Source organism: Enterobacter bugandensis (assembly GCF_900324475.1).
Taxonomy (GTDB): Bacteria; Pseudomonadota; Gammaproteobacteria; order Enterobacterales; family Enterobacteriaceae; genus Enterobacter; species Enterobacter bugandensis.
On the sequence record NZ_LT992502.1, the window covers coordinates 1406100 to 1419882 of the forward strand.

Below are 13783 nucleotides of genomic sequence, written 5' to 3' on the forward strand. Positions count from 1 at the left end.
GGATAAGGGAGATATGATGAAGCAGGCATTACGTGTAGCATTTAGTTTTTTAATGCTGTGGGCAGCAGTCCTGCACGCAGAAGTACGTATCGAGATCACCCAGGGGGTGGACTCGGCACGCCCAATCGGTGTTGTTCCGTTCCAGTGGGCCGGTCCTGGCGCTGCACCTGAAGATGCCGGTGGCATCGTGGCGGCTGACCTGCGTAACAGCGGTAAATTCAACCCGTTAGATCGTTCTCGTCTGCCGCAGCAGCCGGGCAGTGCGCAGGAAGTCCAGCCTGCTGCATGGTCTGCGCTGGGTATCGATGCCGTGGTGGTGGGGCAGGTTACGCCTAACCCGGACGGTTCTTACAACGTGGCCTGGCAGCTGGTAGATACCGGCGGTGCACCGGGTACCGTTCTGGCACAGAACTCTTACAAGGTCACTAAACAGTACCTGCGCTACGCGGCACACGCGGCCAGCGACGCGGTATTCGAAAAGCTGACCGGTATTAAAGGTGCGTTCCGTACCCGTATCGCATATGTGGTACAGACCAACGGCGGTCAGTTCCCGTACGAGCTGCGCGTCTCTGACTACGACGGTTACAACCAGTTCCTGGTGAAACGCTCTTCACAGCCGCTAATGTCTCCAGCCTGGTCTCCGGACGGGTCTAAGCTGGCCTACGTGACCTTCGAAAGTGGTCGTTCTGCGCTGGTTATCCAGACGCTGGCTAACGGTGCGGTGCGTCAGGTAGCGTCGTTCCCACGTCACAACGGTGCGCCTTCCTTCTCTCCAGATGGGTCTAAACTGGCGTTTGCGCTTTCTAAAACCGGTAGCCTGAATCTGTACGTGATGGACATTGGCTCTGGCCAGATCCGTCAGGTGACCGACGGTCGCAGCAACAATACTGAACCATCATGGTTCCCGGACAGCCAAAACCTGGCATTTACCTCTGACCAGGCAGGCCGTCCACAAATCTATAAAGTGAACATTAACGGCGGTGCTCCGCAGCGTATCACCTGGGAAGGCTCTCAGAACCAGAACGCAGACGTGAGCAGCGACGGTAAATTCATGGTAATGGTCAGCTCCAACGGTGGGCAGCAGCACATTGCCAAACAAGATCTGGTAGCGGGTGGCGTTCAAGTTCTGTCGTCAACGTTCCTGGATGAAACGCCAAGTCTGGCACCTAACGGCACTATGGTAATCTACAGCTCTTCTCAGGGGATGGGATCTGTGCTGAATCTGGTTTCTACAGATGGGCGTTTCAAAGCGCGTATTCCGGCCACTGATGGACAGGTAAAATCACCTGCCTGGTCGCCGTATCTGTAAATAATAATTAATTGATTACTAAAGGAATCATAGAAATGCAACTGAACAAAGTGCTGAAGGGGCTGATGATCGCTCTGCCTGTAATGGCAATCGCAGCGTGTTCTTCTAACAAGAACGCCAGCAATGACCAGAGCGGCGAAGGCATGATGGGTGCCGGTACCGGTATGGACGCGAACGGCAATGGCAACATGTCTTCTGAAGAGCAAGCGCGTCTTCAGATGCAGCAGCTGCAGCAGAACAACATCGTTTACTTCGATCTGGATAAATACGACATCCGTTCTGACTTCGCTGCGATGCTGGATGCTCACGCTAACTTCCTGCGTAGCAACCCATCTTACAAAGTCACCGTAGAAGGTCACGCGGACGAACGTGGTACTCCAGAGTACAACATCTCCCTGGGTGAACGTCGTGCTAACGCCGTTAAGATGTACCTGCAGGGTAAAGGCGTTTCTGCTGACCAGATCTCCATCGTTTCTTACGGTAAAGAAAAACCTGCAGTACTGGGTCACGACGAAGCGGCTTACTCCAAAAACCGTCGTGCCGTACTGGTTTACTAAGAGAATTGCATGAGCAGTAACTTCAGACATCATCTGTTGAGTCTGTCGTTACTGGTTGGAATAGCGGCCCCCTGGGCCGCTTTTGCTCAGGCACCAATCAGTAGTGTCGGCTCAGGCTCGGTAGAAGACCGGGTCACTCAGCTCGAGCGTATTTCTAACGCTCACAGTCAGCTTTTAACCCAACTCCAGCAGCAACTTTCCGATAACCAAAACGATATTGACTCTCTCCGTGGTCAGATTCAGGAAAGTCAGTATCAGCTTAACCAGGTTGTGGAACGTCAGAAGCAAATTTTATTGCAGATAGATAGCCTCAGCAGCGGCGGTGCAGCAGCACAACCCGCAGCGGGCGATCAAAGCGGCGCGGCAACCTCAGCGCCTGCGCCGTCTGCTGATGCTTCAGCCTCAACAGGAGCGCCTGTACAGAGCGGTGACGCGAATACGGATTACAATGCGGCCATTGCCCTGGTGCAGGATAAATCTCGTCAGGATGACGCGCTCGCTGCGTTTCAGAACTTTATCAAGAAATACCCTGACTCAACCTATCAGCCAAATGCGAATTACTGGCTCGGTCAGTTGAATTACAACAAGGGTAAAAAGGACGATGCGGCGTTTTATTTTGCCTCCGTGGTAAAAAATTACCCGAAATCGCCGAAAGCGCCAGATGCGATGTTTAAGGTTGGCGTGATCATGCAGGACAAAGGCGACACGGCGAAAGCCAAAGCGGTTTATCAGCAGGTGGTCGCAAAATTCCCGGGCACCGAAGGTGCTAAGCAGGCGCAAAAACGCCTGAATTCGATGGGATGATTATCGCATGACCAGAAATCGCGTTATTTCTGGTCGTGCAGCATGATTACTAAGCAGTTAAGTGATCTTCATCGAAATTTTTGTTGCGCAGAATTCTTAAATCAGTAATATATGCCGCCGTTGCCACGGGATATCAAACAACGTGAAAGCAGCATAAAAGTGGGTCGTTAGCTCAGTTGGTAGAGCAGTTGACTTTTAATCAATTGGTCGCAGGTTCGAATCCTGCACGACCCACCAATAAGTCAGGTGGAATTAGTAGTAAAACGTGAAGGATAACGTTGCGTCAGCAACGGCCCGTAGGGCGAGGCGAAGCCGAGTCATCCTGCACGACCCACCACTTAACGCAGTTCCGGCAGTACAGAGTGGGTGATTAGCTCAGTTGGTAGAGCATCTCCTTTACACGGAGGGGGTCGGCGGTTCGAGCCCGTCATCACCCACCACTCGGGTCGTTAGCTCAGTTGGTAGAGCAGTTGACTTTTAATCAATTGGTCGCAGGTTCGAATCCTGCACGACCCACCAATTTTATTGGTGCCGAGTGATAATTCAGGCAACACCCGAATGGGTCGTTAGCTCAGTTGGTAGAGCAGTTGACTTTTAATCAATTGGTCGCAGGTTCGAATCCTGCACGACCCACCAGCCTGAATAAATTTGCAGTACATCCCGCAAGGGGTCGTTAGCTCAGTTGGTAGAGCAGTTGACTTTTAATCAATTGGTCGCAGGTTCGAATCCTGCACGACCCACCAATGTAAAAAAGCGCCCTAAAGGCGCTTTTTTGCTATCTGCGATCTGGATGATTCGAACCTGCAGCAGGTTCGAGCCGAACGTAGTGAGGCACCGGAGCCGTTTACGGCGACGGCCCGAAGGGCGAGCGAAGCGAGTCATCCTGCACGACCCACCAGTGTAGAAAGGCGCCCTAAAGGCGCCTTTTTGCTATCTGCCGTACAACAAATGCTTCGCCCATCTATTCCCGGTGACTTTTCACTCCAGATTCGCTATCTTGTTTAGTATATAAAACACAATTGCCCTGCGTTTTGCTTTGTCAGGCAAAAGAAAGGCAATATTGTTAAGCCAGTAAAACGAGAAGCCATAATGAGCGTGATGTTCGATCCTGAAGCCGCAATCTATCCGTTTCCGCCAAAGCCTGTGCCATTAAGCCAGGATGAAAAACAATTCTACCGCGAGAAGATCAAACGGCTTCTCAAAGAGCGCGATGCGGTGATGGTGGCCCATTACTACACCGATCCGGAAATCCAGCAGCTGGCGGAAGAGACCGGGGGCTGTATTTCTGATTCACTGGAGATGGCCCGCTTCGGTGCAAAACATCCCGCTTCCACGCTGCTGGTTGCAGGCGTGCGTTTTATGGGCGAAACGGCAAAGATCCTCAGCCCGGAAAAAACCATTCTGATGCCGACGCTCAATGCGGAGTGTTCGCTTGATCTCGGCTGCCCGATTGACGAATTCAACGCCTTCTGCGACGCCCATCCTGACCGGACCGTGGTCGTTTACGCCAACACCTCTGCGGCGGTAAAAGCGCGCGCAGACTGGGTGGTCACGTCGAGCATCGCCGTTGAGCTGATTGAGCATCTGGACAGCCTGGGTGAGAAAATTATCTGGGCCCCGGACCGCCATCTTGGCAATTACGTTCAGAAGCAGACCGGCGCTGACGTTCTCTGCTGGCAGGGCGCCTGCATTGTGCACGACGAATTCAAGACCCAGGCGCTGTCCCGTATGAAGGCGCTTTATCCTGACGCGGCCATTCTTGTGCACCCTGAATCACCGCAGTCGATTGTTGATATGGCCGATGCGGTTGGCTCAACCAGCCAGCTTATCAACGCGGCCAGGACGCTGCCGCACAAGCAGCTCATCGTCGCGACCGATCGCGGTATCTTCTATAAGATGCAGCAGGCCGTACCGGAGAAAGAGCTGCTGGAAGCACCAACGGCAGGTGAGGGCGCGACGTGCCGCAGCTGCGCGCATTGCCCGTGGATGGCGATGAACGGCCTGAAGGCCATTGCCGAAGGGCTCGAGACAGGCGGTGCAGCGCATGAAATTCATGTGGATGCCGCTCTGCGTGAAGGTGCGTTAATTCCGCTTAACCGCATGCTGGATTTTGCGGCTACACTACGTACTTAATTCAAAAACGCCCTGGGGAAAAGATGGATTTTTTTAGCACGCAAAACATTCTGGTTCATATACCGATTGGTGCAGGTGGCTATGACCTGTCATGGATTGAAGCCGTAGGCACGCTGGCGGGGTTGCTGTGTATCTGGCTGGCAAGCCTGGAGAAGATCAGCAACTACGCGTTCGGGCTGATTAACGTCACGCTGTTTGCGATTATCTTCTTCCAGATCCAGCTGTACGCCAGCCTGCTTTTACAGCTGTTTTTCTTCGCTGCCAATATTTACGGCTGGTACGCCTGGTCCCGGCAGAACAGCCAGCAGGAGGCTGAGCTGCAGATCCGCTGGCTGCCCTTACCGAAAGCCATCGCCTGGTTTGTCGCCTGCGTCGTCGCAATTGGTTTGATGACCGTCTACATCAACCCGGTGTTTGCGTTCCTGACCCGCGTTGCCGTTTCGGTCATGTACGCTATTGGCCTCAACGTGACGATGCCGGAGCTTCAGCCGGATGCCTTCCCGTTCTGGGATTCCTGCATGATGGTGCTGTCGATCGCGGCGATGGTGCTGATGACCCGTAAATACGTTGAGAACTGGCTGCTGTGGGTCATCATCAACGTCATCAGCGTGGTGATTTTTGCCCTTCAGGGCGTCTATGCCATGTCGCTGGAGTATCTGCTGCTGACCTTCATTGCCCTGAACGGCAGCCGGATGTGGATCAAGAGCGCGCGTGAGCGTGGCTCACACGCGCTTTCAAGCTAGTGGTGATGATGTGAATGGTCGGGCTGCGTCTCGTTAAGGTGGCAGTCCGGCCCGCTACAGGGCTGATACTCCATCTGGATGGTGGCGTGACCAATCTCATAGTGATGTTCAAGAAAGTGCTGGATGCGTTCAAGCAGCGCGTCGTGGTCGTGGGGCGGGATGACCTGCACGTGCAGCGTCATGACCGGCTTCTCGCCTACCAGCCAGACGTGCACGTGATGAACGTTACGCACTTCCGGGACAGTACGGCGCAGGTTTCGTTTCAGCTCGTCGATGTCCATTGATGCCGGCGCCCCTTCCAGCAGTTCATTGACGCTCTCCTTCAGTAGCCGCCAGGCGCTGCGCAAGACCAGACACGATACCAGCACGGAGAGAATGGGGTCGACAGGCGTCCAGCCGGTATAGAGGATCACCAGCGCGGCGACAATCGCCCCGACTGAGCCGAGCAAATCCCCCAGCACATGCAGAGCCGCAGCGCGAACGTTGAGGTTCTTTTCCCCGCTGCCGCGATGCAAAATCCAGAACGCCAGAATATTTGCCAGCAACCCCGCCACGGCAATCACCATCATTGTCGTCCCGGCGATGGGCTGCGGGTGCCTGAAACGCTGTACGGCCTCCCAGACGATTAGAACAGTAATAACCACCAGCGCGATGGCGTTAACAAACGCGGCAAGGGTGGTCAGCCTCAGCCAGCCGAAGGTATGACGCGCGTTGGGCGGGCGGCGAGCAAACTGCACCGCCAGCAGGGCGAAAAGCAGCGCTGCGGCATCGGTCAGCATATGTCCGGCATCAGCCAGCAGCGCCAGCGAGCCGGAAACCAGGCCGCCAATGACCTCGATAACCATAAACGTGGCCGTAACGCCAAAGGCCAGCATAAGTCGTTTTGCATTGTCGTTGCCGGGAGAAGATGGGTGTGAGTGGGTGTGCGCCATGTCTGCTTTCCTGATTCGTTATTATTTTAGTGTAGCGTTTTTAACAGGTTACTCCAAAAAGAAAGGAGAGCCTGGGCTCTCCTTTCGCATTTGAAGCATCAAGAATTACTGGGTTGTGCCATCAGTTTTGGTATTGGCGTCGTTACCCACTTTGTCGTTCGGATCGGGACATTTGCCGTCCTTGCACATCGAGTTCTTATGAACCTCATCCGAGCTCATGTTGTCATGATTCATGGTGTCGGAAGCACTACCGTTCGGATGCAGCATGGTACCGCCGGTATTGGTATTGCCGGTATTGATTTGGCTGTTATCGACATTATTCGGGGCGATATTCTGTTTCGCATCAGGCGCAACCTGGCCTGCCGCTGCTGCCGCATTGGCATCACCGTTGCTGTCTGAAGCCCCCGTTTCTGCGGCCAGGACGCTGCCGCTGGCAAGGGTGAGTGTGGCAGTCAGGAAGAGGGTGGTCAGTTTTGTCATTTTCATGATGGTGCTCCTGTTCTTGTCGTTACGCTGGATAACATTCTCCAACAGTGCATCTTTTTATAGGCGAAAGATTCCGCCTTACGGACTTACGCCAGTAGGGAATCGCGTTTAAGCGTTTAAAAATGGTTGTTACAGTTAAAAAGCTTAGGTTAGATCTCATTTTTCGCTATTTTGTGGCGATTTTTAGGCGAATTCCAGGAATTATCTGCGTGAAGTGTAAAACCGTGTTTACACTTCCTGGTCGACAAGATAGATTGAAAGGATTGCTTTCATTACTAAAGATATGGCAGAGCTGGAAAGAAGATGAATTATCAGAACGACGATTTACGCATCAAAGAGATCAATGAGTTATTACCTCCTGTAGCACTCCTTGAGAAATTCCCCGCCACTGAAAATGCCGCAAATACGGTTTCTCATGCTCGTAAAGCGATCCACAAGATCCTGAAAGGTAATGACGATCGTCTTCTGGTGGTGATTGGCCCGTGCTCCATTCACGATCCTGCCGCTGCGAAAGAGTATGCTGCGCGTCTGCTCACCCTGCGTGAAGAGTTAAAGGATGAGCTGGAAATCGTCATGCGCGTCTATTTTGAAAAACCGCGCACGACCGTGGGCTGGAAAGGGCTGATTAACGATCCGCACATGGATAACAGCTTCCAGATCAACGACGGCCTGCGCATTGCGCGCAAGCTGCTGCTGGAGATCAACGACAGCGGCCTGCCTGCTGCCGGCGAGTTCCTGGATATGATTACGCCACAATACCTGGCAGACCTGATGAGCTGGGGTGCCATTGGTGCCCGTACCACTGAATCTCAGGTTCACCGCGAGCTGGCTTCCGGTCTCTCATGTCCGGTGGGCTTCAAAAACGGTACTGATGGCACCATCAAAGTGGCTATCGATGCCATCAACGCCGCGGGTGCGCCGCACTGCTTCCTGTCCGTGACCAAATGGGGTCACTCCGCCATCGTCAACACCAGCGGTAACGGTGATTGCCACATCATTCTGCGTGGCGGTAAAGAGCCAAACTACAGTGCAAAACACGTGGCAGAGGTGAAGGCCGGGCTGGAAAAAGCCGGGCTGCCACCGCAGGTGATGATCGACTTCAGCCACGCCAACTCCAGCAAGCAGTTCAAAAAGCAGATGGAAGTGGGGGCAGACGTCTGTCAGCAGATCGCCAACGGTGAGAAGGCGGTAATTGGGGTGATGATCGAAAGCCATCTGGTTGAAGGTAACCAGAACCTGGAAGGCAGCGAGCCGCTGGTGTATGGCAAAAGCGTCACCGATGCCTGCATTGGCTGGGACGATACCGATGCCATCCTGCGTCAGCTGGCGAATGCGGTAAAAGCGCGCCGCGGCTGAGTCCTCACGCACAAATAAAAAAGCGCGGAAGGCTCCGCGCTTTTTTTTATGTCCGGCGAAAATTACTTCGCTTTACCCTGGTTCGCGACAGCCGCTGCTTTCGCTGCGATCTCGTCCGCGTTACCCAGGTAGTAATGTTTGATTGGCTTAAAGTTTTCGTCGAACTCATATACCAGCGGTACGCCAGTTGGGATGTTCAGTTCGAGGATCTCGTCTTCGCCCATGTTGTCCAGATATTTCACCAGCGCGCGCAGGGAGTTACCGTGAGCAGCGATGATCACGCGCTCACCGCTTTTCAGGCGTGGCAGAATGGTTTCGTTCCAGTAAGGCACAACGCGGTCGATGGTCAGCGCCAGGCTCTCGGTGGTTGGCAGCTCAGCGTCGGTCAGTTTCGCGTAGCGCGGGTCGTGGCCCGGATAGCGCTCGTCATCTTTGGTCAGCTCTGGTGGGGTGACCGCGAAGCCGCGACGCCACTGTTTAACCTGCTCGTCACCGTATTTCTCAGCGGTTTCCGCTTTGTTCAGACCCTGCAGCGCACCGTAGTGACGCTCGTTCAGTTTCCAGGATTTCTCAACCGGCAGCCAGGCCTGATCCAGTTCGTCCAGCACGTTCCACAGGGTGTGGATGGCACGTTTCAGCACAGAGGTGTAAGCAAAATCAAAGCTGAAGCCTTCTTCCTTCAGCAGTTTACCTGCTGCTTTTGCTTCGCTTACGCCTTTCTCGGACAGATCAACGTCGTACCAACCGGTAAAGCGGTTTTCGTTGTTCCACTGGCTTTCGCCGTGACGCACCAGGACCAGCTTAGTAATAGCCATCTCTTACTCCTCAAGCATTTTTAGAATGATAACAATTCTCATTATATTGCTGTGGCCGTGCCAGCAGCAACGCTTAACCCTAACCATAGCGAAAATAGTCTCTGAGTGTAAGATGCTTGTGAATCCAGGGTTAGGATTTTGTCAGCGATCGGCGCTATTTTCAGCAAGACGCGCAGAAAAAAGCCCTCCGATGGGAGGGCTGGAAATCATTTCGGAATAAAATGGTATTCCGTCACGCTAATGTACTCTTCACCGGGGCGCAGCACGCAGTCCGGCTGCGGCCATTCCTGATGATTGGGGCTGTCCGGCAGGAACTCGCTCTCAAGCGCAAGTCCTTGCCAGTCGCTGTACTCATTGTGTTCGCGCGCCGTAGTGCCGCCGAGGTAGTTGCCCGAGTAGAATTGCAGGGCAGGGGCGGTGGTATACACCGTCATCTGCAGTTTCTCATCGCTGGACCAGACCTGTGCGGCAGGCTGCTTCACATCACCTTTGGCGTGCAGCAGGAACGCGTGATCGTAGCCTTTCACCTTGCGCTGATCGTCATCGCTCAGGAAATCCTGGGCGATAACTTTCGCGCTGCGGAAGTCAAAGCTGGTCCCGCTCACCTCTTTCAGGCCCTGATACGGAATGCCCATCTCGTCAACCGGCAGATACGCGTCCGCCAGGATCTGCAGCTTGTGGTTACGCACGTCGCACTGGTTGCCGTCGAGATTGAAGTAGGCATGGTTAGTCAGGTTAACCGGACACGGCTTGTCGACCGTCGCACGGTATTCAATGGCGATACGGTTGTCGTCCGTCAGCGTAAAGCGCGCGGACGCGGTAAGGTTCCCCGGGAAGCCCTGATCGCCATCAAGCGAATCCAGCGAGAACAGCACTTCGCCGTCGTTTTGACGAACAATTTTCCAGCGGCGTTTATCAAATCCGTCCGGACCGCCGTGAAGCTGGTTCTCGCCCTGGCTTGGCAGCAGCGGGTACTGCACGCCGTCGAGCTCAAAACGGCTTTTCGCGATGCGGTTGGCATAGCGCCCGACGGACGCGCCCAGATAGGCAGACTGATTAACGTACTGCTCGGGTGAGGCGCAGCCCAGCAGGGTTTCGCGCACGCTGCCGTCCGGCATCGGTACGCGGGCAGAAAGCAGGGTCGCACCCCAGTCCATCAGCGTAACCACCATCCCCGCGCTGTTGCGCAGGGTTAACAGGCGATACGGCAGACCATCCGGTGCGAGGGTAGGTGTTTCGTTTAGCACTGTCCGGCTCCTTGTGATGCTTTACATACATAGAACGTTTCTTTGATGCCCGTTTGCGCTTCGTACTGCTTCGCCACGGCGTCCTGGACGGCAGGGACCAGCTCTTCCGGCACCAGCGCGACGATGCAGCCGCCAAAGCCGCCGCCCGTCATGCGCACGCCGCCTTTATCGCCAATAACCGCTTTGACGATGTCCACCAGGGTGTCGATCTGCGGCACGGTGATTTCAAAATCATCGCGCATGGAGGCGTGAGATTCCGCCATCAGCTCACCCATGCGCTTCAGGTCACCTTTCGCCAGCGCGGAGGCGGCTTCAACGGTACGGGCATTTTCGGTCAGCACGTGACGCACGCGTCTGGCGACGACAGGATCCAGCTCGTGCGCCACTTTGTTAAATTCATCGAGCGTCACGTCGCGCAGGGCAGGCTGCTGGAAAAAGCGCGCGCCGGTTTCACACTGTTCGCGGCGTGTGTTGTACTCGCTGCCCACCAGCGTGCGTTTAAAGTTACTGTTGATAATCACGACGGCCGCGCCTTTTGGCAGGGGAACGGCTTTGGTACCAAGCGAGCGGCAGTCGATCAGCAGCGCATGCTCTTTTTTGCCCAGCGCGGAGATCAGCTGGTCCATGATGCCGCAGTTGCAGCCCACGAACTGGTTTTCCGCTTCCTGACCGTTCAGGGCAATTTGCGCCCCGTCCAGCGGCAGATGATACAGCTGCTGGAAGACGGTTCCCACGGCCACTTCGAGCGAGGCCGACGAGCTTAAGCCCGCACCCTGCGGCACGTTGCCGCTGATGACTAAATCGGCGCCGCCGAAGTTCTTGTTGCGCTTCTGCAGATGCTTCACCACGCCGCGCACGTAGTTAGACCACTGCTGGCTGTCGTGCGTCACAATCGGGGCATCAAGGGAAAACTCGTCCGTCTCATTACCGTAATCCGCCGCAATGACGCGGACTTTACGGTCGTCGCGCTTCGCACAGCTGATAACCGTCTGGTAATCGATGGCGCACGGCAGCACGAAGCCGTCGTTGTAGTCGGTGTGCTCGCCGATCAGGTTGACGCGACCAGGCGCCTGAATTACGTGGGTGGCAGGGTAGCCAAATTTCTCAGCAAACAGGGATTGTGTTTTATCTTTCAGACTCATTTTTAGACTCCTGATTCGCGATAGTGGACGTCGCTGACGGCACGCAGACGCTCTGCCGCCTGTTCCGCCGTCAGGTCACGCTGGGTTTCCGCCAGCATTTCGTAGCCCACCATAAATTTACGTACCGTCGCAGAGCGCAGCAGTGGTGGATAGAAATGGGCATGCAGCTGCCAGTGCTGATTCTCTTCCCCGTTAAACGGTGCGCCGTGCCAGCCCATGGAGTACGGGAAGGAGCACTGGAACAGGTTGTCATAACGGCTGGTCAGTTTTTTCAGCGCCAGAGCAAGGTCGTCGCGCTGCGCGTCGCTGAGATCGGTGATGCGCTGAACGTGCGCTTTCGGCAGCAGCAGCGTCTCAAACGGCCAGGCGGCCCAGTAAGGGACGACGGCCAGCCAGTGTTCGGTTTCCACCACGGTACGGCTGCCGTCGGCCAGCTCACGCTGGGTGTAATCCACCAGCATCGGCGAGCCATTTTCCGCGTAATACGCTTTTTGCAGACGGTCTTCACGCTCGGCTTCGTTAGGCAGGAAGCTGTTCGCCCAGACCTGGCCGTGCGGATGCGGGTTGGAGCAGCCCATTGCCGCACCTTTGTTTTCAAACACCTGCACCCACGGGTAAGTTTGACCCAGCTCGGCGGTTTGCGCCTGCCAGGTGCTGACCACCTCTTTCAGTGCCTCAACGCTCAGCTCCGGCAGCGTTTTGCTGTGATCGGGGGAGAAGCAGATCACGCGGCTGGTACCGCGCGCGCCTTCACAGCGCATCAGAGGATCGTGGCTTTCCGGCGCGTCCGGCGTGTCGGTCATCAGAGCGGCAAAATCGTTGGTAAACACGAAGGTGCCCTTGTAGTCCGGGTTTTTATCCCCGGTCACGCGCGTGTTGCCCGGACAGAGGAAGCAGTCCGGGTCGTGCTGCGGCAGGGTCTGTTTTGCAGGCGTCTCCTGCGCCCCCAGCCAGGGGCGCTTGGCGCGATGCGGAGAAACTAAAATCCATTGCCCGCTTAACGGGTTAAAACGACGATGCGGATGATCGACGGGATTAAATTGCGTCATGACGGATCCTTAGTCCGGATAGCCTTGCGGGTGGCGTGACTGCCAGTGCCAGGTATCCTGTGCCATTTCATCAAGCGTGCGCGTCACACGCCAGTTAAGCTCTTTGTCGGCCTTGGTGGCGTCGGCCCAGTAAGCAGGGAGATCGCCCTCACGACGCGGTGCGAAGTGGTATTTCACCGGCTTGCCGCAGGCTTTGCTGAAGGCATTGACCACGTCCAGCACGCTGCTGCCGACGCCGGCGCCGAGGTTGTAAATATGAACGCCAGGTTTATCCGCCAGCTGCTGCATCGCGGCCACGTGGCCGTCGGCCAGATCCATGACGTGGATGTAGTCGCGCACGCCGGTACCATCTTCGGTGGGGTAGTCATTGCCAAAAATCGCCAGCGAGTCGCGGCGGCCCACGGCAACCTGCGCGATATACGGCATCAGGTTGTTCGGAATACCCTGCGGATCTTCACCCATATCGCCAGACGGATGGGCGCCGACCGGATTGAAGTAGCGCAGCAGCGCGATGCTCCACTCCGGCTGGGCTTTTTGCAGATCGGTCAGGATCTGCTCCACCATCAGCTTGCTTTTGCCGTACGGACTTTGCGGCGTACCGGTCGGGAAGCTTTCAACGTAAGGAATTTTTGGCTGATCGCCATAGACGGTGGCGGAGGAGCTAAAGATAAAGTTTTTGACGTTTGCCGCGCGCATGGCGGAGATCAGACGCAGGGTACCGTTGACGTTGTTGTCGTAATACTCAAGCGGTTTCGCAACGGATTCACCGACCGCTTTCAGCCCCGCGAAGTGGATCACCGCTTCGATGGCGTGGTCGTGAAGGATCTCGGTCATCAGCGCTTCGTTGCGGATGTCGCCTTCAACGAAAGTCGGCTGTTTACCGCCAAGACGTTCAATCACCGGCAGCACGCTGCGCTTACTATTGCACAGGTTGTCGAGGATGATCACATCGTGACCATTTTGCAGCAGCTGCACACAGGTATGACTTCCGATGTAACCGCTACCACCTGTTACCAGAACTCGCATAATTCGCTCCATTGGGCCTATGGTATGTAATAACCATAGCATAACAGAGACGCAAAAAGTGTGACATGGGATAAAATAGTGGAATCGTTTACACTCGTTTTCACACTCGCTTTTTCGATGACGTAGAGCATTCTAGATCAAAGAGATAGCGATGTATTGATGCAAGTTATCTGAAAAGAGGAGG

Annotated in this window: 13 protein-coding genes, 5 tRNA genes and 1 other RNA gene; 12 read left to right on the forward strand and 7 right to left on the reverse strand. The window is 55.2% G+C overall.

Going from position 1 to position 13783, the window contains the following annotated elements:
- Positions 1-16: 16 nt before the first annotated feature.
- The 11 genes from tolB to pnuC all read left to right on the forward strand — a co-directional run bounded on the left by tolB (position 17) and on the right by pnuC (position 5546).
- Entirely contained in the window at positions 17-1309 is a 1293-nt protein-coding gene (gene tolB, locus DG357_RS06785; protein WP_013097529.1) for a Tol-Pal system beta propeller repeat protein TolB, read from the forward strand.
- Between the two features lie 35 nt (positions 1310-1344).
- Positions 1345-1866: a peptidoglycan-associated lipoprotein Pal gene (pal, locus tag DG357_RS06790; RefSeq protein ID WP_003858578.1), complete on the forward strand. Its 522-nt coding sequence runs from the start codon at positions 1345-1347 to the stop codon at positions 1864-1866.
- 9 nt (positions 1867-1875) lie between these two features.
- Positions 1876-2670: a cell division protein CpoB gene (gene cpoB / locus DG357_RS06795; protein ID WP_028012389.1), complete on the forward strand. Its 795-nt coding sequence runs from the start codon at positions 1876-1878 to the stop codon at positions 2668-2670.
- Positions 2671-2831: 161 nt separating this feature from the next.
- A tRNA-Lys gene (locus DG357_RS06800) sits at positions 2832-2907 on the forward strand.
- 127 nt (positions 2908-3034) lie between these two features.
- A tRNA-Val gene (locus tag DG357_RS06805) sits at positions 3035-3110 on the forward strand.
- Between the two features lie 3 nt (positions 3111-3113).
- A tRNA-Lys gene (locus DG357_RS06810) sits at positions 3114-3189 on the forward strand.
- Between the two features lie 41 nt (positions 3190-3230).
- Positions 3231-3306, forward strand: a tRNA-Lys gene (locus DG357_RS06815).
- A 31-nt stretch (positions 3307-3337) separates the two neighbouring features.
- Positions 3338-3413, forward strand: a tRNA-Lys gene (locus tag DG357_RS06820).
- Positions 3414-3439: 26 nt separating this feature from the next.
- A non-coding RNA gene (locus tag DG357_RS06825) (RtT sRNA) lies at positions 3440-3568 on the forward strand.
- Positions 3569-3759: 191 nt separating this feature from the next.
- The gene (nadA, locus tag DG357_RS06830; protein ID WP_045259931.1) at positions 3760-4803 is read left to right on the forward strand and encodes a quinolinate synthase NadA; all 1044 of its coding nucleotides are present in this window, start codon (positions 3760-3762) and stop codon (positions 4801-4803) included.
- A 23-nt stretch (positions 4804-4826) separates the two neighbouring features.
- A complete protein-coding gene (gene pnuC, locus DG357_RS06835; protein ID WP_088204411.1) occupies positions 4827-5546 on the forward strand; it encodes a nicotinamide riboside transporter PnuC in 720 nt (239 codons plus the stop codon).
- Here the strand turns inward: pnuC and zitB are convergent.
- Together zitB and DG357_RS06845 are read right to left on the reverse strand one after the other, a co-directional pair.
- Positions 5543-6478, reverse strand: coding sequence for a CDF family zinc transporter ZitB (zitB, locus tag DG357_RS06840; protein ID WP_088204412.1), 936 nt, complete (start codon positions 6476-6478; stop codon positions 5543-5545). The two genes, pnuC and zitB, sit on opposite strands and share 4 nt — an antisense overlap.
- Positions 6479-6583: 105 nt before the next feature.
- Positions 6584-6964: a protein YbgS gene (locus tag DG357_RS06845; RefSeq protein WP_045259933.1), complete on the reverse strand. Its 381-nt coding sequence runs from the start codon at positions 6962-6964 to the stop codon at positions 6584-6586.
- A gap of 303 nt (positions 6965-7267) precedes the next feature.
- Here DG357_RS06845 and aroG point away from each other — a divergent pair, with 303 nt between their 5' ends.
- Positions 7268-8320, forward strand: a complete 1053-nt coding sequence (gene aroG, locus DG357_RS06850; RefSeq protein ID WP_028012394.1) for a 3-deoxy-7-phosphoheptulonate synthase AroG — start codon at positions 7268-7270, stop codon at positions 8318-8320.
- Between the two features lie 62 nt (positions 8321-8382).
- Here aroG and gpmA read toward each other — a convergent pair whose 3' ends face one another.
- The 5 genes from gpmA to galE form a co-directional block, all read right to left on the reverse strand.
- A complete protein-coding gene (gene gpmA / locus DG357_RS06855; protein ID WP_008501111.1) occupies positions 8383-9135 on the reverse strand; it encodes a 2,3-diphosphoglycerate-dependent phosphoglycerate mutase in 753 nt (250 codons plus the stop codon).
- A 206-nt stretch (positions 9136-9341) separates the two neighbouring features.
- The gene (gene galM / locus DG357_RS06860; protein WP_088204413.1) at positions 9342-10382 is read right to left on the reverse strand and encodes a galactose-1-epimerase; all 1041 of its coding nucleotides are present in this window, start codon (positions 10380-10382) and stop codon (positions 9342-9344) included.
- Positions 10376-11524: a galactokinase gene (gene galK, locus DG357_RS06865; protein WP_028012396.1), complete on the reverse strand. Its 1149-nt coding sequence runs from the start codon at positions 11522-11524 to the stop codon at positions 10376-10378. The genes galM and galK overlap by 7 nt, the downstream gene beginning before the upstream one ends.
- A gap of 2 nt (positions 11525-11526) precedes the next feature.
- Positions 11527-12573 carry a galactose-1-phosphate uridylyltransferase gene (gene galT, locus DG357_RS06870; RefSeq protein ID WP_088204414.1) on the reverse strand — a complete coding sequence of 349 codons (1047 nt, stop codon included), beginning with the start codon at positions 12571-12573 and terminating at the stop codon, positions 11527-11529.
- Between the two features lie 9 nt (positions 12574-12582).
- Positions 12583-13599, reverse strand: coding sequence for a UDP-glucose 4-epimerase GalE (gene galE / locus DG357_RS06875; protein WP_088204415.1), 1017 nt, complete (start codon positions 13597-13599; stop codon positions 12583-12585).
- Between the last annotated feature and the right edge of the window lie 184 nt (positions 13600-13783).